This window comes from Clostridium thailandense (genome assembly GCF_019207025.1).
Classification (GTDB): Bacteria; Bacillota; Clostridia; order Clostridiales; family Clostridiaceae; genus Clostridium_AM; species Clostridium_AM thailandense.
Genome location: NZ_JAEEGC010000106.1, coordinates 54,143 through 73,717, shown reverse-complemented (window position 1 = coordinate 73,717; position 19,575 = coordinate 54,143). Strand labels below are relative to the sequence as shown.

Here is a 19,575-nt window from a genome sequence, read left to right as displayed (position 1 = left end):
AGAATATTACTTCTGTTTTTAGTTACAATAATATTTTTTCTGAAAAACTCTCTCCATATAAATCATTTTCAATATTTAATAGATCGAGTATAGTTTTTCCTATATCAGAGAAACTATTTCTTATTCCTATATTAACACCTTTTTTTATATCTTCCCCATAAACAAGTAATGGTATATACTCTCTTGAATGATCAGTACTTTCTGTTGTTGGATCACATCCATGGTCTGCAGTTAATATTAAAACATCATCTTTTTTCATAAGCGATGTAATTTCTGAAAGTCTTCTGTCCACTTCCCTTAATGCATTTGCATACCCCTGTACATCGTTTCTATGTCCATATAACATATCAAAATCAACCAAGTTAGTAAATATAAGCCCTTCTTTTTCTTTTTTCATATATTCCAACGTTTTATCTACACCATCCATATTATTTTTTATATGTACAGCATCTGTTATTCCTTTTTTATTGTATATATCTTCTATTTTCCCCACGGCCATAACACTTAAATTATTTTCCTTAACAAAATCTAACATAGTTTTATTAAATGGATCTAAGGCGAAATCTTTTCTATTTGAGGTTCTAACAAACTGTCCATCTTTACCAACAAATGGTCTTGCAATTATTCTTCCTACAGTTTTCTCTCCTACAAGCATTTCTCTTGCTATTTTACACATATTATATAATTCTTCTAACGGTATTATTTCCTCATGGGCAGCTATTTGAAATACGCTGTCTGCAGATGTGTAAACTATAGGACATCCTGTCTTTATATGTTCTTCTCCTAATTCTTTAATTATTTCTGTTCCTGAGGCTACTTTATTTCCAATTATTTTTCTACCAATTTTTGTTTCAAACTCATTTATTATATCATTTGGAAATCCTTCCGGATATGTATTAAGAGGTTCTCTAAGTATAACTCCCGCTATTTCCCAATGACCAGTTACCGTATCTTTACCAATAGACAATTCAGCACATTTTCCAAAACTGCCTATTGGGCTTTCAACTGTTTTTATGTTTTTTGCTCCAGTTATATTTCCTAAACCCATATTCTCCATATTTGGCAGACTTAAATCTCCGACAGCTTTAGTAATATTGCCAAGAGTATCACTTCCTACATCACCATAATTTAAAGCATCCGGTAATTCCCCAATACCAACACTATCTAGTACAATCAATACAACTCTTTTTACCATATGTAATCTTTCCTTTCTTTGATTTCTAATATTAACAAATGGACAGATGAAAAACCTTTCAACTGTCCATTAACAATTAAATAACTAATTTTATTATGCTCTCGGATGAGATTTTTTATAAATTTCTGCTATTTTATTTTTTCTAGAAATACTAGAGTATATTTGAGTTGCTGATAAGTCCTTATGACCTAGTAATTCTTGCACTGATTTGAGATCTGCACCATTTTGCAGCAAATGAACTGCAAAAGAATGCCTTAATGTAAATGAATTTATGTATTTATCTATTTTAGCTTCTTCAGCATAATATTTAATTATTTTCCAAAATCCTTGTCGTGTCATCTTCACACCCTTTAAATTTAAAAATAGTAAATCTAAACTGTATATATTTAATTCAGTTCTTACTTTTAAATACTCTTCTAAGCATCTTACCGCCACTGTTCCTAAAGGAATTATCCTTTCCTGATCCTTTGATCCCTTGCATTTTATATAATATAGTTTTAAATTCGCATCATATACAGTTAGATTTAAAAGTTCTGATACTTTCATACCTGTTGCATACATTACTTCAAGCATAGCCTTATCTCTTATGCCTTTATTTAATGTTAAATTCGGCGCTGATAAAAGTTTATCCACTTCTTCTATAGTTAATACCTTCGGGATATTATGCTTAATTTTAGGTATTTGATAACTCATTACTGGATTTTCTTTTACTATATCTTTTTCAATTAAGTATTTATAAAAATTTCTTAATGATACTATATTTCTAACTATTGAAGAAACAGCTCTTCCTTCCTTTTGCAAGTATTGGACATATGCCATTACCGTAACTGTTTCTACCTCCTGAATTTTTTCTTTTCTTTCTTTTATAAAATTATAAAATCTGCTTATATCCCTAGTGTATGCATCTATAGTATTCTTACTAACATGTTTTTTTTCTAGTTTATCAATATATTTTAATAAATAGTTATCCATAACCTTCTCCTACCTTTTAGGATTCCTTATTTTTAAATTCCTAAAAATCTTTGAAAAACATAAATATAGTTGTAAATCACATCTAAATTCTTACGAACTAAATTATGCACAAATATACTGTTGTCATATACATTAGGTCTAATTATAAAATTATACAATATGTAATCTAAAAATTCAGGTAAAAATAATCCGAAAAAAAATAATATAAAAAAACATTTTAATACAGTTATAATAAAATCAGCAAATTCTCTATTTTCTATCATACAGCAGTCCATCCTATGCTTGCTACTATTATTTTAATCATATTGGGAGTAAGGTAAACCTCCATAAAAAATCCAACAAACATAATACTCACAACTAGTATAAAAGAAAATGAATAAGATGTTATCCTTAACCATATACTGGAACCCCAACGCCTGCTTGTCTTATCTCTTAATATAGTTAGTGAAAATTCCATAGCAAGCACAGAAGCAAATATTATGCATGGAATATAAATGATGTTTTGTGGAAGAACACCTAAAAGTGAAAACCATATTCCCTTTATACCCATCCCATTTACCACAAAGCTAATTGTAAATCCTATAGTAAACCCTTTTATAATATCGATTATTAATATTATAGGTATTCCTATCATAGTAAGTCCAAGAAACCATACAGCAAATAATATAGGAATATTACTTTTTATCGTTTGAGCAAAAATAGACTTATAATTTATATTGCCTGAACTAATGGTACTGCTAAAATTTTTAAGGTAACTTAAGAGGTCGCTTTTTTCAAAACTCCCCATATACCTAACGCTATATATTCCTAAAACTATTCCTGTACATATACATAGTAAACTTATAATATAAAGCCAAAAATTATTTTGTATATGTTCATTTATGATGCTTAATACCCTGTTTTCCGACATAGTTTCATCCCCCTTTGTTAGTTATCCTTTTAATATTTATGATAACAAAAGAAGTTATATGACTATGTCTGAAAACATTATTACTATATAAACATAAATGCACTTATAGTTTTAGCATCAATTATTTCGCCGCTTTTTATCATTTCCTTAGCCTTACCAATTTTTATTTCTTTAATATTTATAAATTCATCTTCATCTCCTAAGTTATCGTCACCTTTATATAAGCAATCTGCTTTATATATATATATATATTCATCACAGAAACCTGGACTAGAAACAATTTTACCTAAATATTTAAATTCTTTAGCCTTGTAACCTGTTTCCTCTTCTAATTCTCTCATACCACATAATTCAATGTCTTCACCTTTTTCAATTTTTCCTGCTGGTAACTCTAAAATACTTTTTTCTATTGGTTTTCTAAATTGCTCAACTAAAAGTATTGTTTCTTTATCTTTATAAGCAATAATAGCAACTCCCCCTGGATGATTTACAATCTCTCTGGTCGATTTCTTTCCATTTGGTAAATCAACTGTATGAAGATTTACATCAATAATTTTTCCTTTATATATATTTTTTATATCTGTTGTTTTCTCATTAAAATCCATAATAATATTACCTCCAATATATTGATGTAAAATTTTTTATTACTCACTAATATATTCTAATTATTTTATTTTAATTTTATACTTAAGAAATTTAATTGTCAATTAAAGGTACATATATAAGTACAATCCCTTAGAGCATAAATAATCTAAGGGATTGTACCTGTATATTATATGTTAATTTTGTAAATGATTAAGTTTACGTAAGGTGAATTAAAATCTATTTTGTTGCCTGATTTTCAATTTTTTTCATAAGCTTTTTGTAATATCTTATAATTTCACGAAGTTCTTCTTCCTTATCATCATCGTCAACAAGCTTATCTCTTAAGTCATTAATTCTACTTGATATAAGATTTTCAATGTTTTTTATTTCTTCAAATTCTAATTCAAGTTTCATTTTATCACCTTCCTTGTTAAATTATTATGTCAAATTATTTTATTTTAGAATATTATATAAAAAAAAGACAGATTATTATAATTTGTTCTCTGTCCTTTTAAAACTAATTGTACTTAATTTTTCTTTTAAGAAATTTTATTTTTTAACATTAATTTACAAGTAATCATTACAATGAATTCAGAATTAGTATGCTTACTTTACCATTATATATACTATATTAAAACGTTTTATTGATAGTTTAGCTTGTACTTTTAATTTTCTAATTAAGTGACATATATAATAGTAGAACTAATAAATATTTTTCATTATATAGGACTATTTCTATATATATTTTATATGTCTATTGTATATCAATTTTTACCATTTAGCAATCATTATTTTATACTTATTTTGACAGTAAAAAAACAATCAACTAACATTTAGTCAAAAGAAAAAACTTTTTAGAGATTTCAATGAATCATAACTTACTTCACATCTTCCATCAAGTTCAACCTATTTTTTTATTAAGGTTTACTATGATTAGATATTAAATTTTGAAACAAAATCTTCTAAATTTACAGCACTTTGTTCTATTTGAACAGTTTTAATTTTCACTTCATTTGTCTTATCTTTTATTTTTAATACTCTATCAGCAATATCACTTGTGCCATTAGCTTCATCACTACTTGCTTTTGATATCTCATTAATTGATTCCGCTATGGTCTTTATAGATGCTAGAATTTCCTCTGAAGTTGAGCTTAAATCTGATACTAGATTATCAATATAAGCTGAATCCTTATCATAGTTTTCTCCAACAAGGACAAAATCTTTATAACTATCTACAACTTTTGTTTCTATATAAATTAAAGTTTGGGTTGACACATCCACAAGGCTATTTACAGCCTGAAATATGGTATTAACTATGTTTTGCATTTCATTTACGTTTGTTTTAGAATCCTCTGCTAATTTTCTTATTTGTTCAGCAACTACTGAAAATCCTTTTCCTGATTCCCCTGCCCTAGCTGATTCAATTGCAGCATTTAATGCCAAAAGGTTGGTCTGTGAGGATATTTGTAAGATTGCATCAGATAAAACTTTAATCTTTTCAACCTCTTTTATTTTACATAAAGCTTTATCCATTGAATTTTTAATTTTTAAACGTGTTTCATTAGCTTCATTTTGAAGCATAATTGAGCTGTCTTTTAAAGAAATTGCTTTTTTACTTATTTCCTCAGCCGATAAAGCGCCTTCTTGTGCCTTGTTAGCTACAATTTCTACTGCTGATTCTATTTCTACAGAAATAGAATTTAATTCTTCAGTGGATGCATATGTTTCTTCGACACCAGCCGATAATTCTTCAATAATTTTAGATATTTCCTGCATTTGCAAATTTAACGAATATACATCTTGATTAACAACATTAACACTATCATGAACATTTTTAGATTCTAAAACAACTCCACTTATAAAATTTTTAACCTGTAGTGACATCTCATTTAATGTATTAGCTAACAATCCAATTTCATCTTTAGAATTCAATTTAATTTCCTGTATCCTTATTTGCCCATTTTCGTCCTTTTCAAAAGCTTTTACTATTTTGATAATTGGGTCTGATATTTTTTTACTTAAGGTCATGGAAATCAAGACAATTACAAGTAATAAAATAGCCATAAATGCGATTGTAGCGACAATATTTCTTTTTAAATTTTTGTTAAGTTCTATTTCTTTTGAACTAACAAGCAAATTTATATCATCAACATAATTTCCAGTACTTATAATCCAATTCCAAGGTTTGAATAATTGAGAATACGCTCTTTTAGGGCTTAATTTATTCGTTCCATTCTCTAATGGTTTAGGCCACATGAAATCTGTATATCCAGAGTTTTTATTATCTCCAGCTGCTTTTATAATTTCTTTTATTAATTCAACTCCATTTGGATCTTTAATATTAATTCGGTTTGTTCCTTCTTGTCCTGGTTGTATAGGATGTGCAACAAGTATACCATTTGTATCATCAATCCAAAAATATCCTTCATTATTATATCTCAAATTTTTAATAGCATTTTTAGCCTCTTCTTGAGCTTCTTTTTCACTTAACTTTCCCTCTTTATAAAGACTATAGTATGTAGCTACTAATCCCGTAGATGTTTCAACTTCATTTTTTATCATTTTGTCATAATCATTAAATAATATTTTTTTTAAAGTTACTATTTCATTTTTGTCTAACTGAATAAGATTTATTATATTATAACCTCCAGTAATTATAATGAATAATGATGAAGTAATTAGAAATGTTAATAAAATCTTGTACCTTATTTTTTTCAACCTTAATCCCCCTTTTTATCCACAAATAATAAAGGCCAACTGAATATTAAATTCAATTGGTCGGTTGCACTACTCACTCCAAATTCTCAAAGTGCCCAAATAAAGAGAATTCTTCTTAGTTACCAGTTTTTATTTTTTGTTAATATATTCATAATATTATCACATTTATATGTGATAATCAACAATTTACACTGTGACTTGTCATTTTATAACATCCGTTATTTTTTCAATTGCTAATTCATTTTAATTTTACCTATAATTCATTAAAACTCTCCTAATGATATGATAATCAATTATTATTTAAATAATAAATAAAAAACTTATAGACAGCTTATAATATTCCACCATAAAAAGAGAGATACAAAATTAATTGTACCTCTTTAAATCATTGGGAATTTATATGTATTTAAATAAAATTTATTTATTCTTCTCTATACAGTAATGGCATTCTTTAAATATAGAAAATATTATTATAACTCTTCTACTGCTTACTAACTACTACTGGTTTCGCAGGTGTGATCGTAGAAATAGCATGTTTATATACCACCATTTGCTTACCCTCACAATCTAGTACTACGGTAAAATTATCAAATCCCCTGACATTTCCTTTAATTTGAAACCCATTCACTAAGTGTATCGTAACTGATATTTTGTCCTTTCTAACTGAATTTAAGAATATATCTTGTAAATTTACTTGTTTTGTTTGTTGATCCATACTCTTTAACCTCCATACATTAAACATTTATATAATTATACTATAAAATTGATATTAATTTTCTAAATTTAACTTAAATAATTAAATAAATTTTGTTTATTTAAGTTTTATAAAAAATTATGTGTCCTCTCTTATCCCTAATCCGACGCTGCAATAATTAAGATATTATATTTTTCTCTCTTCCTTGAAAAGTCAATATATTCTTCGCAAACTAAAAACACCTCCTACATATTAGTACTTAAACCAATATACAAAAGGTGCTTTAATAATAAATTAATTTTAAATTTATAGATATGAGATACTAAAATTTATATTGATTCTCATGCATATTTATCAACAAACTAAGTTATTTTAGCTTACTTTATTTTTTAATCTTAATTTATCAGCAACCATTGCTATAAATTCGCTGTTTGTTGGCTTGCCCTTATCATTATGTATAGTATAGCCAAATATTTTATTAATAGTTTCTACTTGACCTCTTGACCATGCAACCTCAATAGCATGCCTGATTGCTCTCTCTACTCTACTAGCTGTGGTGTTATACTTCTTAGCAATTGAAGGATATAACTCCTTAGTTACCGCAGATAAAAGTTCCATATTATTTACTACCATTGTTATAGCTTCTCTTAAATACATATAACCCTTTATATGAGCAGGAACTCCTATTTCATGTATTATGTTAGTTATTTCTTGTTCGAGATTTGTAGGTTCATTTTTAGCAAATTTTATTTCTGTCGTGTCAATTATTGATATAGTTTTCTTGGTTTCTTCTCCACTACTAATAGTATTATTAAACATTTGTCTTATTCTTTTGGTAAATACATCCATATCAAAAGGTTTTACTACATAATAATCTGCTCCTAATGTAATAGCTCTTTGTGTAATCTTATCTTGACCTACTGCAGAAAGAACAATTACTCTTGGCATAGGATCTATATTCATACTATTTAATCTCTCCAATACCCCAAGACCATCAAGGTGCGGCATAATTATATCTAATACTACTAAATCTGGTTTCTTTTCTTCAATAAGGCTTAATGCTTCTAATCCATCTTTTGCAATTCCTGTAACAACAATATCCCTTTGATTCAACAGATAATCATTTAGAATATTACAAAACTCTTTATTATCATCTGCTATTATTACACTTATTTTTGATTGTTCCATATTACTTACTCCCCTTTATTTTTATTTTATTCCCATATCTTAACAAATAATAGATTCGACAAAAGAATTTTAATTCCTTCTTGCTAATCAAAATTTTTATTAATTACAAATTGAAAAGATAGCATAATTAATATACTATCTTTCATTATATTACTTATTATATTTATTTTATCATATATTCTAGCATTATTCTAATACTAAATATTTTTTTGCATTATTATTACATTTATTACATATTTTTATTTAGTTAATATATTAGCATCTTTAAGCATCCATTCAATATATATACCATATCCGACATCTGGTCTATTTATAAGCACATGAGTTACTGCGCCTATTATCTTATTATCTTGTATAATAGGGCTGCCACTCATTCCTTGAACTATTCCACCTGTTTTTTCTAAAAGTACAGAATCTGTAACTTTTATGACCATGCTTTTAGGACCTGGAGTATCCTGAGATAATAATTTTTCTATTTGTATATCATAATACTTAGGCTCTTCTCCATTAATTGTTGTTAATATTTTTGCTGGACCTTCTTTTATTTCATTTCTTAGTGCAACTTTCATAGGTTTGTTGTATTTATTTATTAATTTTGTGTTGCTTTTTCCAAAGACACCACATTCGGTATTTTTCTTTATATTTCCTAATACTGTATCTTCATTTACAAATATCCCCTTTAACTCTCCCGGATTCCCTTTTAATCCTTTTTTAACTGATATTATTGATGATGATACTATTTCTCCAGAGTTTATATTTAAAATCGTTCCAGTATCAATATCTGTTATGGGATGACCTAATGCTGCAAACATTTTATTTTTATCATCATAAAAAGTTAATGTTCCAACACCTGCAGTAGAATCTCTTATCCATAATCCTATCTTATAGTTTTTATCATCTGAACTTTTAACAGGCTTTACTATCTTATCAAATTGTTTTCCTTTTCTTTCAATGGTTATTTTTAATTCTTTTTCTTTTCCACTATTTATCTGGCTTTGTGTTTGTTCTGCATTTTCAATGTAGTTATTGTTAATTTTAACTATATTATCTCCTATTTGTATTCCTGCCACCGCTGCAGGACTCGGTACTTTTCCATTTTCAGTTTTTATGTCTGATAAAGCTACAACAAGAACTCCTTTTGTGCTTAACTTTACTCCTACTGGCTGTCCTCCAGGATATAAAACTATATCATTGCTTACAGACTGTATAGAAACAGACTTTACAGGGAAAACTCCTAAAAAGTTTATACTTGCTTTTTTATCTTTTGAAACATTGCTAATTGTTTTTATATTATCTATTTTTTCACATACTCTAACTAAAGAACTAGATTTTACACATTCACCTTCCCTTACAAATATTGTTGTAGGTATATTTTGAATTTTAAAATAAGCAACCACTGTAATCAACAGGATAGGAATTAACATACAGCACAATATTTTGCTTAATTTTTTAAACATGCTTTTACCTCCTGTTTCTTTGGCATTTTTATATTTTTAAGTTGCCCTTTTAATATTTTTATTATGCTACTATATACTTTCAATTAAAGTTAATACTTTGTTTTTAAAACTAATTTTTTGCTTAAAAATTAAATTTTAAAACAACTTAATCTTATTTTTTCCAAAAGAATACAATTTTATGAACGATAAAAATAAAAAAAGACTGCAAAATTTGCAATCTTTTTTTAACCTTATACCTTAATTCCATTTTTTTTTGAATTTGCTAACTCTATAAGTTCCTTTGCATGTTCTAATGTTAACTTTGTAACCTCAGAACCACCTATCATCCTTGCTATTTCATATTCTTTTTCCTTTTCGTCCATCTTTCTTACTTTTGTATAGGTCTTGTTATCTTTGACCTCTTTTGATACCCAATAATGCATATCTGATATACATGCAATTTGTGGTAAATGTGTGACACAAAATACCTGATGATTTTTAGATATAGTATACATTTTCTCTGCTACACACTGAGCTATTCTTCCACTTATTCCTGTATCTATTTCATCAAATATTACAGATGGAATTTGATCCTTATCTACAAATACTGTTTTTAATGCTAACATTATTCTAGATAACTCTCCTCCTGACACTACCTTTTCCAAAGACTTTAAAGGTTCTCCAGGATTCGTAGATATACAAAACTGAACTTTATCTAAACCATTTAAAGTAAATTTATCCTCTAAATCTACACCTACTTTAAATATACTTTTTTCAAGTCCTACAAAGTTTAATTCATTTTTAATTTTGACTTCTAATTTTTCAGCAATCCTACATCTTTCTTCGTGAATTTTTTCTCCTTCGATTCTCAATTCTTCTATTAATTTAAATTTTTCTTTTTTTAGTTTTTCCACTATTTGATTACTATTTATCATTTCTTCATATTGAAGTTTTATTTTGTCCCTATATTCAAGAATATTTTTTATAGTCTTACCATACTTTTTTTTGTAAGAATTAATTTGAAATATCCTGCTATTTATATATTCCAGTTCTTTTTCATCATAATACACATTTTCTTTTATACTTCTAATCTGATCTATACTACCTTCTATATTATAGTATGCCTCTTCTAAAGAACTTTTTATTTCCTTAACCCTAGGAAAAGCCTCTTCTAAAGCTGATATTTCTCTTATAACAGTTGCTAATCCATCATATATTGATAAAACATTTTCATCTCCAGAATGAAGATGTTTATAACAGCTATTCAATGTGTTATTTATCTTTTCAGCATTGGAAAGTATTTTATACTTTTCTTCCAAATCCTGCTCTTCGTTTTCTTTTAAGTTTGCAGAACTTATTTCATCTATTTGATATTTAAAGAAATCAATAAGTTTTTCTTTTTCTCCATCTTTTCCCAAAAGATCGCAAATCTTATTTTCAATGTCACTTAGTCTATAATATTTTTCTCGATACGTATCTAACAAAACTTTTAAGATTTCTTCTCCATAATAATCTAAATAATGAATATGATTTTCACTGGACAATAAATTTTGATTCTCATGTTGTCCATGGATATCAAGCAGTGTACTACTTATTATCTTAAGTACAGATACTAAAATTGATTTTCCATTAACTTTAGCTATACTTTTACCAGATTGGAAAGTTTCTCTACTTATTATAACTAAATCATCACATTCAATGTCTTGTTCTTTTAAAATTTCAATTGTCCTTGAGTTTTCTAAAGAAAATATGGCCTCAACAAAAGTCTTATTTTCTCCAGTCCTAATTAAATCCTTACTAAACTTGCTTCCTAATACATAATTTATGGCATCAATAAGTATTGATTTACCAGCTCCTGTTTCACCTGAAAGTACATTAAAACCTTTTTCAAAGGAAATAGTCAAACTTTCTATTAATGCAAAATTTCTTATATTTAATTGGAGAAGCATATAATAAGAGCCTCCTATTGTGAAATCATTTTTTTCATTCTTTGAATTATGACTTGTGCTTGTGCTTCATCTCTAACCATTATAAAAATTGTATTATCACCAGCAATAGTTCCTGCTATTCCTTCAAAATTCAAAGAATCTATAGCTTCTGCAGCTGCAGATGCTGATCCTGATAATGTTTTTACAATTATAAAATTATTAACATGTTCAATACCTACTACTGTTTGAGCAAATATATTTACAAGCTTATTTGATAGAAAACTTTCAGTATGAAGTATAGTTGCATACTTATATTTTCCACTATCGGCTAATACTTTTATAAGCTTTAGTTCTTTTATGTCTCTAGAGACAGTTGCTTGTGTAACATTCATTCCACTATTTCTAAGTTCTTCTGCGAGTTCTTCTTGTGTTTCTATATCCTTTGAATTTATTATTTCTAATATTTTAGCATGTCTTGTTACCTTCATATTGTTCACCTTCACATTCCTTTGCTTTATAAATAATCTTTTTTCGTAAGGTACTAAAATAATCATTTTCTCCGAATCTTATAAGCCTGCACTTGTAATGAGATTTACATATATCTATCTTCGTTGCATTATCAGTTTTAATCCAATCCTGTCCATCTACTGATAAAAATATATTATCAATATTTCCCTTTACATTTACAGAAATATCATTTTTCCCACTTAAAACGATTGTCCTAGCAGCAAGCGACTGCGCATACATTGGAGTTAAAGCCAATATATCAAGTTCTGGATGTATTATTGGCCCACCAGCAGATAGATTATAAGCAGTAGATCCTGTCGCAGTACATACAAGAACTCCATCTGCATTAAAAGTGTTATATAGCTTATCATTTACAAATACTTCGTACTTCTGTATTCTTGCTCTAATACCTTTATGCATTACTATATCATTTAATCCATGAGACACCTTAGTCTCACCATTACATTTATAACTACATTGAATCATATCTCTTTCTTCAATATCATATTTCCTTTGTAATAAATTTCTAATCGCGATCTCTACATCTAAATTTTCTACCTGCGTTAAAAATCCTAAGTGTCCAATATTTATACCTAAAATAGGCACGGTATTTTTATAAACATGTTTTGTAGTACTTAATATAGTTCCATCTCCACCCAGTACAATAATAGCCTCCAAGCCAGCACCTTCGCTTGAAGTAAGTCCATTACCATCTTTATATATCTTAATATCTATATTTGATTCTTCATTCTGAATAGTTTTCACAATATAATCTAACATCTCTTTATTGTTATTCTTTGCTGTATTTACATTAATTCCTATAGTCCTCATAGCGCCTCCCTATTAAGCCCGCTGTGTGCTAAATCTACTACTCTTGTTATCTCATCATAACTAAACTTTTCATAAGAATCTCTTTCCTTTGTAAAATAAACTAAATACTCTATATTTCCTTCAGGACCTTTTATAGGTGAATAATCTAATCCAATTATCTCACAATTACACTCAGTAATAAAATTAATAATATTTGATACTACTTCTTCATGAGTTGATTTCTCTCTTACAACACCTTTTTTCCCTACTTTTTCCCTTCCAGCTTCAAATTGAGGTTTTATAAGTGCCATAATACGACCATTGTCATTGAGTAAGTTTAAAACAGCAGGCACTACTTTTTTAAGTGATATAAACGAAACGTCTATGCTTGCAAAATCACTATACTCTCCAATATCATCTATATTTACATATCGTATATTAGTTCTTTCCATACATACTACTCTTGGATCAATTCTAAGCTTCCACGCAAATTGACCATATCCTACATCTATAGAATAGACTTTTTTTGCGCTATTTTGAAGCATACAATCTGTAAATCCTCCTGTTGATGCTCCAATATCAAGACAAATTTTTTCATTTAAATCTATATTGAAATTTTTGACAGCTTTTTGTAATTTTAGTCCTCCACGGCTTACAAAAGGTAATTGTTCCCCTTTAAATTCAATGCTAGAACTTTTTTTTACTTTTTCGCCACACTTATCTACTCTTTGACCATCAACAAATATTTCACCAGCCATTATACTAGCTTTTGCTCTTTCTCTAGATTGAAAAATTCCTTTTTCCACCAATAATACATCTAGTCTTTCTTTAATATCTGACATAACAAACTCCTTTTTAAATTATATCATAGTTATTCATTTTAACTTCAAATTTTAATTAATAATATGTTTTTTACTCTATTTTATCATTAAAATACTCTTCATCATACTATTTTCAGTATATTTTTTATGATTCCATCAACATCTAATTCATATAATTTATATAATATATCAGTTTTTCCATGAGGGATAAATTCATCCTTAAACCCTAAATTTAAAACCTTTATCTTTTTGTTTAAAATATTTACATACTCAAGCACACTGGTACCTAATCCTCCATGTACCATATTATCTTCAATAGTAACAATTTTAACATCTTTATCTACTAAGTCTTTAATCAATTCCTTGTCAATAGGTTTTATAAAACATGCATTTATAACTCTTATCTCCACTCCTGAAGCTAATAGCTTTTCTCTTACTGCCATTGCGTGTTGAACCATTTTACCCTGAGCAATCAAGGCAATATCTCCTTTATCATATATTCTTTCCCATATTCCAAATTTAAAATCTTTCAAAGGTTCCATCAATATACTACAATTATCGCCTCCTCTTGGATATCTCAAAGCTATAGGGCAATTTTGGTTAATTGCCCATTTAAGCATATACCTAAGTTCAGGTATATTTTTAGGAGACATAACAGTCATATTAGGCATATGTGTCAAATATGATAAGTCAAATACACCTTGATGTGTTTCCCCATCATCTCCTACTATACCAGCTCTGTCAATAGCAATAATAATAGGTAACTTCTGGATGCAAACATCATGTAAAATTTGATCATAGGCTCTTTGTAAAAATGTAGAATATACGGCAAATACTGGTTTTAATCCTTCTTTTGCCATACCAGCGGATAAAGTTACAGCATGCTGTTCTGCAATTCCAACATCAAAGAATCTATCTGGAAACCTTTCCGAAAACATTTTAAGACCAGTTCCATCTCTCATTGCCGCTGTTACTGCTACAATATTTTTATTTTTAGATGCAAGTTCCACCATTTCTTCACCAAAAGCTTTCGAATATGAATCACAGGAAGTAAAGCATAGCTCTCCGCTATCACAATGAAAAGGTCCTATGCCATGAAATTTACCCGGATTATTCTCAGCAAATTGATAACCTTTTCCTTTTTTCGTTATAACATGTATAATAACTGGTCCTTTTATGTCTTTTGCTTTAGACAAAACCTCCGTTAAATTTTTCATATCATGTCCGTCAATAGGACCTAAATATTTTATGCCCATATCTTCAAAAAACATCCCTGGAACTATCATCTGCTTTATTCCCTTTTTTAGCTTATCAAGATACCTAGCCATACCATTACCTATATTAGGTATCTTTTTCAAAGCATTTTCAACCTCTTTTTTTAACTTATTGTATTTAGGGTCCATCCTCAATTTACTTAAGTATCTGGATACTCCTCCTACATTCTTTCCTATAGACATCTGGTTATCATTTAAAATAATTATCAACTTAGTTTTTCTATACCCCACATCATTCAAAGCTTCAAGAGCCATACCACCAGTTAATGCTCCATCTCCTATTACTGCAACAACATCATAATTTTCATTTCTTAAATCTCTTGCTCTTGCCATTCCAAGAGCAGCCGAAATTGATGTGCTGCTGTGTCCAGTTTCAAAGAAATCATATATACTTTCACTTCGTTTAGGAAATCCACTTATTCCTCCAAATTGCCTTAAAGTATCAAATTTATCTTTTCTTCCTGTAAGTATTTTGTGCACATAAGCCTGATGTCCCACATCCCATACAAGTTTATCTTTATTCAGGTTAAATACCTTAAATATGCTGAGTGTTAACTCTACTACTCCCAAATTTGAAGACAAATGTCCTCCTGTCTTTGAAACTTTATCTATTAAAAACCTTCTTATTTCTAATGCAAGCCTTCTTTGCTGCTCTAATGACATGGTTTTTATATCGTTAATATCTTTATAATTTTCCAATAAATTAGACATTTTCATCTATCCTTTTTAAAAATATATTATTTTATTTACCCTAAACAGTATATCATTACTTTCCTTAATAATAAAAACTAATATAAGAAAAGCTACTAAATATATTAACTTTTTTTAGTAGCATATTAGATAATAGGAAAATACCTGTACAATTTTATTTTTCTCTATTAAGTAAAAATAAAGTTAATTCTTTTAATTTAGAAGTATCCCCCTTAACTTTATCTAACACTTCTATACATTCACCAGTTAATGAATTACACATCTCCATACATTTATTTAACCCATATGTAGTTATAAATGTGGTTTTATGATTATCCAAATCGCTCTTGGCCTTTTTACCTAAAACTTTTGTATCTCCCACTATGTCTAATATATCATCCTTTATCTGAAAAGCTAGACCTAATTTTTGTCCATAATAATCTAGATTATTCATGTCACTTTCCGAAGCATTTCCAAGTATTGCACCAGCAACTATAGATGCATTTATTAACGCTCCTGTCTTTTTACTATGCATATAATATAATTGGTCTATTAGAATTTTTTTATTTTCGCTCAATATATCTACTGTTTGGCCTCCAACCATTCCCTCTACTCCAGCACTCTCTGAAATCACACTGCAGGCTCTTATAGAATTTTTATCACTGTCAATACAATATTTAAACATAATATTCATTGCCTCATTTAGTAATCCGTCCCCTGCTAAAACTGCAATTGCTTCGCCGAAGACTTTATGATTCGTAGGCTTACCTCTTCTTAAATCATCATTATCCATACAAGGCAAGTCATCATGAATTAAGGAATAAGTATGAATCATCTCTATTGCAGCTGCTATTGGAAGAACAGACTTATAATCATCATTCTTCAACATATATGTTAATAAAAATAATAATGGTCTAATTCTTTTTCCACCTGCATCTAAACTATAAATTATAGCTTCATAAACTCTTTTATTATAGGAACCTTTTCCTTTAAAATATTCTGAGATCCAGCTTTCTATCTCCTTTTTCAATTTTTCAATAGTAATCTCATCCTTCATACCCACATCATACATCTCCATTCGCTCTAGTATTAATAATATGGCTTATATTTAACTCCTCTTCCTTACGTCAGATGAGTAAGCGACTATCTCCAAATCACAGATTTGGGATATCTGCTTAAATAAAAAGGCATGGTCTCTTTATAAAACCCTGCCTACTCTTCTTGAAAATCTTTTTCTCCACTTTCAGTAAGCAGCTTTATTTTTCCTTCTGCTTCATTTAGAACTTTATATAATTTATTACAAAGTTTTATCCCCTCTTCATACTTTTTTAAGCTTTCATCCAGAGATAGTTCTTTGCTATCCATTTTGTTTACTATATCCTCAAGCTTTTCCATCATAGTTTCATAGGATTCACTTCTTCTAGGCATAGACTCACTCCTTTAATGCCACAATCTAGGATTTATTCTCTCCTTCAATGGTAAAATTTAAAAAAGCACTGCCATCTTTTAATATAACTTTTACTTTTTCTAATTCTTTAAGTCTTAGAATTGTGCTAACTAAATTTTTATTTTCATCTTCCACTATAGAATAACCTTTATTTAAGATATTTAGTGGATTATGAGCAGAAAGTAATGCATTTATTTTTCCCAAAGTCTCTTTTTCTTTATTTAGCTTAGTATTTATTTTTATTTTTATTAATTCCTTCATTCGATCAATATTATTATATTCATTTACAATATATATTGATGGATTAAGAGAATTTATATTTTTCTTTAATAATTCCAGTTTACTTTTTCTATTATTTAAATTCATTTGAATATCAGTATTCAAAATGCTCTTATAAGATAAAATTTTATTTTGTACTTCTTCTAAATTAAAAACGGCAAGTTCTGCTGCTGATGACGGAGTTGGGGCTCTTCTATCACTAACAAAATCCACAATTGTATAGTCAATTTCATGCCCAACTCCAGTAATTATTGGTTTTTTTGACTTAAATACAGAATAGGCCAAATCTTCATCATTAAAAGACCAAAGTTCTTCTATAGAACCTCCACCTCTAGCCAATATTATTAGGTCTACATCTTCTATATCATTTAAAGTTTCTATTCCTTTTATTATATCTTTACTAGCGTTAACTCCCTGAACTAATGCAGGATATATTAGAAGTTCCATGCTTTTATTTCTTCGTCTTGTAACATTTATTATGTCTCTAATCGCTGCCCCAGTCGGAGAGGTTATTATTCCGACTTTTTTAGCATACCTTGGTATAGGCTTTTTATATTCTTCATCAAATAATCCTTGATTTTGTAATTTATTTTTCAGTTTTTCAAAAGCTAAATATAACTCCCCTATTCCATCTGGTTCAATAGTATCACAATAAAACTGATAAGTTCCTTCTTTCTCGTAAACGGAAACTCTTCCTTTAATCACAACCTTCATTCCATTTTCCGGAATAAAGGTTAAATTTTTCGCAGCACTTCTAAACATTATACAGTTCATCTTACACATTTCATCTTTAAGTGAGAAATACATATGTCCACTACTATGAAGTTTAAAATTAGATATTTCCCCTTTTACACTAGAATTTGATAATATAAAGTCATTATCTATTACCTTTTTTATATAATTATTCAGTGCAGATACTGTTAAGGTTTTTATATACATAATTAATACCTTCTTGAATCTTTAAATTTTATAGGTTTGAATAGTCGCAATTTAAATTATTTAAAGTAAATTACATTAAAAAATAGTTAAAAGAAGATTATTTTATTCATTAGCTTCCCTTAACATATTTCCAAGAACACCATTAATAAAAGATGCAGACTTATCTGCTGAATACTTTTTAGCAAGTTCTATAGCCTCATTTATAGATACATTTTTCGGAATATCTTCTTCATATAAAAATTCATATGTACATATTCTCAGTATAGATATATCTATTCTTGATATCCTGTTAAGCTTCCAGTTTCTAAGATTTTTTTCTATCTCTTTATCTATAGCATCTCCATATTCTTGAACACCCTTAAGCACCCTTATAATATATGCCATATCAACATCTTCTAGATCAATGCTTTCAGGATCATTTTCTTTTTCATTTGATAATTCAGCAGCATCAAATTTTGCATTCTCAACCTCGATATTCTCCTTTAAATTTGCAATAACATCTTTAAAATCTTCCTTATTTATAGTCATCTGAAATAATAGTTTCATAGCAATTTCTCTTGATTTTCTTCTATTCATATTTTCCTCCTAAATTTGGCTAAACATTCTTCTACAAATAATTATTGTCATTTTAGATATAATTATACTTAATGTACTACAGTAGTTCAAGTACACATTTTAAGTGTAAACATAAAAAAACCCTCTAAACACAGAGGGTATGTGTACTATTCTTCCATATCATCTTCAACATCTATTACCTTAGGAATCATAACATTCTGTACATGTACATTTACCGCTGAAACCTCAAGTCCTGTCATAGACTCAACAGCTTTTCTTACATTGTCCTGAACTTCTAATGCTACATCTGGAATTCTTATTCCATATTCTACAACTACATATAAATCGATAGCAGCACTGTTTTCTCCGACTGTAACTTTAACACCCTTTGACAAATTCTTTTTTCCACCTAATATCTGAGTTATGCCGCCTACAAGACTTGCGCTCATCCCAACTATTCCTTTTATTTCTGTGGTTGCGAGTCCTGCAATTACACCTACTACTTCATCAGATATTTTTACGATACCCATGTCAATTTCATTTTTAACATTTTCTTCCATCTTCGTACCTCCTAGGTATTTGATATCAGTCAAGAATAACTTTACGTATATTATACCAAATAGCTTT

At 28.4% G+C, this 19,575-nt stretch carries 20 protein-coding genes and 1 riboswitch; all 20 genes read right to left on the bottom strand.

Annotation, left to right across the window (positions count from 1 at the left end):
* Positions 1-22 precede the first annotated feature (22 nt).
* Positions 23-1,195, bottom strand: coding sequence for a phosphopentomutase (locus I6U48_RS19435; protein ID WP_218322135.1), 1,173 nt, complete (start codon positions 1,193-1,195; stop codon positions 23-25).
* Between the two features lie 93 nt (positions 1,196-1,288).
* Positions 1,289-2,167, bottom strand: coding sequence for a site-specific tyrosine recombinase XerD (gene xerD, locus I6U48_RS19430; RefSeq protein WP_218322134.1), 879 nt, complete (start codon positions 2,165-2,167; stop codon positions 1,289-1,291).
* Positions 2,168-2,199: 32 nt separating this feature from the next.
* The gene (locus I6U48_RS19425; protein ID WP_218322133.1) at positions 2,200-2,430 is read right to left on the bottom strand and encodes an endonuclease III; all 231 of its coding nucleotides are present in this window, start codon (positions 2,428-2,430) and stop codon (positions 2,200-2,202) included.
* On the bottom strand, positions 2,427-3,077 hold the full coding sequence (gene spoIIM, locus I6U48_RS19420; RefSeq protein ID WP_218322132.1) for a stage II sporulation protein M: 651 nt from the start codon (positions 3,075-3,077) through the stop codon (positions 2,427-2,429). The genes I6U48_RS19425 and spoIIM overlap by 4 nt, the downstream gene beginning before the upstream one ends.
* Positions 3,078-3,160: 83 nt before the next feature.
* Positions 3,161-3,682, bottom strand: coding sequence for an NUDIX hydrolase (locus I6U48_RS19415; RefSeq protein WP_218322131.1), 522 nt, complete (start codon positions 3,680-3,682; stop codon positions 3,161-3,163).
* A 217-nt stretch (positions 3,683-3,899) separates the two neighbouring features.
* Positions 3,900-4,076 (bottom strand): hypothetical protein, encoded by a 177-nt coding sequence (locus tag I6U48_RS19410; RefSeq protein WP_218322130.1) that lies wholly within the window; start codon positions 4,074-4,076, stop codon positions 3,900-3,902.
* Positions 4,077-4,595: 519 nt separating this feature from the next.
* A complete protein-coding gene (locus I6U48_RS19405) occupies positions 4,596-6,380 on the bottom strand; it encodes a methyl-accepting chemotaxis protein (RefSeq protein WP_218322129.1) in 1,785 nt (594 codons plus the stop codon).
* Between the two features lie 49 nt (positions 6,381-6,429).
* Positions 6,430-6,513, bottom strand: a riboswitch (cyclic di-GMP riboswitch).
* Positions 6,514-6,861: 348 nt separating this feature from the next.
* A complete protein-coding gene (gene hfq, locus I6U48_RS19400; RefSeq protein WP_218322128.1) occupies positions 6,862-7,095 on the bottom strand; it encodes an RNA chaperone Hfq in 234 nt (77 codons plus the stop codon).
* Between the two features lie 351 nt (positions 7,096-7,446).
* Positions 7,447-8,262 carry a sporulation transcription factor Spo0A gene (gene spo0A / locus I6U48_RS19395; protein WP_218322127.1) on the bottom strand — a complete coding sequence of 272 codons (816 nt, stop codon included), beginning with the start codon at positions 8,260-8,262 and terminating at the stop codon, positions 7,447-7,449.
* A gap of 239 nt (positions 8,263-8,501) precedes the next feature.
* Complete coding sequence (gene spoIVB / locus I6U48_RS19390) at positions 8,502-9,719, bottom strand: SpoIVB peptidase (RefSeq protein ID WP_218322126.1); 1,218 nt, start codon at positions 9,717-9,719, stop codon at positions 8,502-8,504.
* Between the two features lie 230 nt (positions 9,720-9,949).
* Positions 9,950-11,647 carry a DNA repair protein RecN gene (gene recN, locus I6U48_RS19385; RefSeq protein WP_218322125.1) on the bottom strand — a complete coding sequence of 566 codons (1,698 nt, stop codon included), beginning with the start codon at positions 11,645-11,647 and terminating at the stop codon, positions 9,950-9,952.
* 14 nt (positions 11,648-11,661) lie between these two features.
* On the bottom strand, positions 11,662-12,114 hold the full coding sequence (locus I6U48_RS19380) for an arginine repressor (RefSeq protein ID WP_218322124.1): 453 nt from the start codon (positions 12,112-12,114) through the stop codon (positions 11,662-11,664).
* The gene (locus I6U48_RS19375) at positions 12,092-12,964 is read right to left on the bottom strand and encodes an NAD(+)/NADH kinase (protein WP_218322123.1); all 873 of its coding nucleotides are present in this window, start codon (positions 12,962-12,964) and stop codon (positions 12,092-12,094) included. The genes I6U48_RS19380 and I6U48_RS19375 overlap by 23 nt, the downstream gene beginning before the upstream one ends.
* Positions 12,961-13,785, bottom strand: a complete 825-nt coding sequence (locus I6U48_RS19370) for a TlyA family RNA methyltransferase (protein WP_218322122.1) — start codon at positions 13,783-13,785, stop codon at positions 12,961-12,963. Before I6U48_RS19370 ends, I6U48_RS19375 begins: the two co-directional genes overlap by 4 nt.
* Before the next feature lie 101 nt (positions 13,786-13,886).
* Positions 13,887-15,749 (bottom strand): 1-deoxy-D-xylulose-5-phosphate synthase, encoded by a 1,863-nt coding sequence (gene dxs, locus I6U48_RS19365; protein WP_218322121.1) that lies wholly within the window; start codon positions 15,747-15,749, stop codon positions 13,887-13,889.
* 154 nt (positions 15,750-15,903) lie between these two features.
* Positions 15,904-16,785 (bottom strand): polyprenyl synthetase family protein, encoded by an 882-nt coding sequence (locus I6U48_RS19360; protein WP_246615459.1) that lies wholly within the window; start codon positions 16,783-16,785, stop codon positions 15,904-15,906.
* Positions 16,786-16,940: 155 nt separating this feature from the next.
* On the bottom strand, positions 16,941-17,156 hold the full coding sequence (locus I6U48_RS19355; RefSeq protein WP_218322120.1) for an exodeoxyribonuclease VII small subunit: 216 nt from the start codon (positions 17,154-17,156) through the stop codon (positions 16,941-16,943).
* Positions 17,157-17,181: 25 nt separating this feature from the next.
* Positions 17,182-18,393: an exodeoxyribonuclease VII large subunit gene (gene xseA / locus I6U48_RS19350; RefSeq protein ID WP_218322119.1), complete on the bottom strand. Its 1,212-nt coding sequence runs from the start codon at positions 18,391-18,393 to the stop codon at positions 17,182-17,184.
* Positions 18,394-18,495: 102 nt separating this feature from the next.
* The gene (gene nusB / locus I6U48_RS19345) at positions 18,496-18,969 is read right to left on the bottom strand and encodes a transcription antitermination factor NusB (RefSeq protein ID WP_218322118.1); all 474 of its coding nucleotides are present in this window, start codon (positions 18,967-18,969) and stop codon (positions 18,496-18,498) included.
* A gap of 146 nt (positions 18,970-19,115) precedes the next feature.
* A complete protein-coding gene (locus I6U48_RS19340; RefSeq protein WP_218322117.1) occupies positions 19,116-19,508 on the bottom strand; it encodes an Asp23/Gls24 family envelope stress response protein in 393 nt (130 codons plus the stop codon).
* Positions 19,509-19,575: the final 67 nt, after the last annotated feature.

Excerpts from the sequence above, each read along its gene's own strand:
- I6U48_RS19435 (WP_218322135.1), bottom strand. The coding sequence starts at position 1,195 with ATGGTAAAAAGAGTTGTATTGATTGTACTAGATAGTGTTGGTATTGGG.
- xerD (WP_218322134.1), bottom strand. The coding sequence starts at position 2,167 with ATGGATAACTATTTATTAAAATATATTGATAAACTAGAAAAAAAACAT.
- I6U48_RS19425 (WP_218322133.1), bottom strand. The coding sequence starts at position 2,430 with ATGATAGAAAATAGAGAATTTGCTGATTTTATTATAACTGTATTAAAA.
- spoIIM (WP_218322132.1), bottom strand. The coding sequence starts at position 3,077 with ATGTCGGAAAACAGGGTATTAAGCATCATAAATGAACATATACAAAAT.
- I6U48_RS19415 (WP_218322131.1), bottom strand. The coding sequence starts at position 3,682 with ATGGATTTTAATGAGAAAACAACAGATATAAAAAATATATATAAAGGA.
- I6U48_RS19410 (WP_218322130.1), bottom strand. The coding sequence starts at position 4,076 with ATGAAACTTGAATTAGAATTTGAAGAAATAAAAAACATTGAAAATCTT.
- hfq (WP_218322128.1), bottom strand. The coding sequence starts at position 7,095 with ATGGATCAACAAACAAAACAAGTAAATTTACAAGATATATTCTTAAAT.
- spo0A (WP_218322127.1), bottom strand. The coding sequence starts at position 8,262 with ATGGAACAATCAAAAATAAGTGTAATAATAGCAGATGATAATAAAGAG.
- spoIVB (WP_218322126.1), bottom strand. The coding sequence starts at position 9,719 with ATGTTTAAAAAATTAAGCAAAATATTGTGCTGTATGTTAATTCCTATC.
- recN (WP_218322125.1), bottom strand. The coding sequence starts at position 11,647 with ATGCTTCTCCAATTAAATATAAGAAATTTTGCATTAATAGAAAGTTTG.
- I6U48_RS19380 (WP_218322124.1), bottom strand. The coding sequence starts at position 12,114 with ATGAAGGTAACAAGACATGCTAAAATATTAGAAATAATAAATTCAAAG.
- I6U48_RS19375 (WP_218322123.1), bottom strand. The coding sequence starts at position 12,964 with ATGAGGACTATAGGAATTAATGTAAATACAGCAAAGAATAACAATAAA.
- I6U48_RS19370 (WP_218322122.1), bottom strand. The coding sequence starts at position 13,785 with ATGTCAGATATTAAAGAAAGACTAGATGTATTATTGGTGGAAAAAGGA.
- dxs (WP_218322121.1), bottom strand. The coding sequence starts at position 15,749 with ATGTCTAATTTATTGGAAAATTATAAAGATATTAACGATATAAAAACC.
- I6U48_RS19360 (WP_246615459.1), bottom strand. The coding sequence starts at position 16,785 with ATGAAGGATGAGATTACTATTGAAAAATTGAAAAAGGAGATAGAAAGC.
- I6U48_RS19355 (WP_218322120.1), bottom strand. The coding sequence starts at position 17,156 with ATGCCTAGAAGAAGTGAATCCTATGAAACTATGATGGAAAAGCTTGAG.
- xseA (WP_218322119.1), bottom strand. The coding sequence starts at position 18,393 with ATGTATATAAAAACCTTAACAGTATCTGCACTGAATAATTATATAAAA.
- nusB (WP_218322118.1), bottom strand. The coding sequence starts at position 18,969 with ATGAATAGAAGAAAATCAAGAGAAATTGCTATGAAACTATTATTTCAG.
- I6U48_RS19340 (WP_218322117.1), bottom strand. The coding sequence starts at position 19,508 with ATGGAAGAAAATGTTAAAAATGAAATTGACATGGGTATCGTAAAAATA.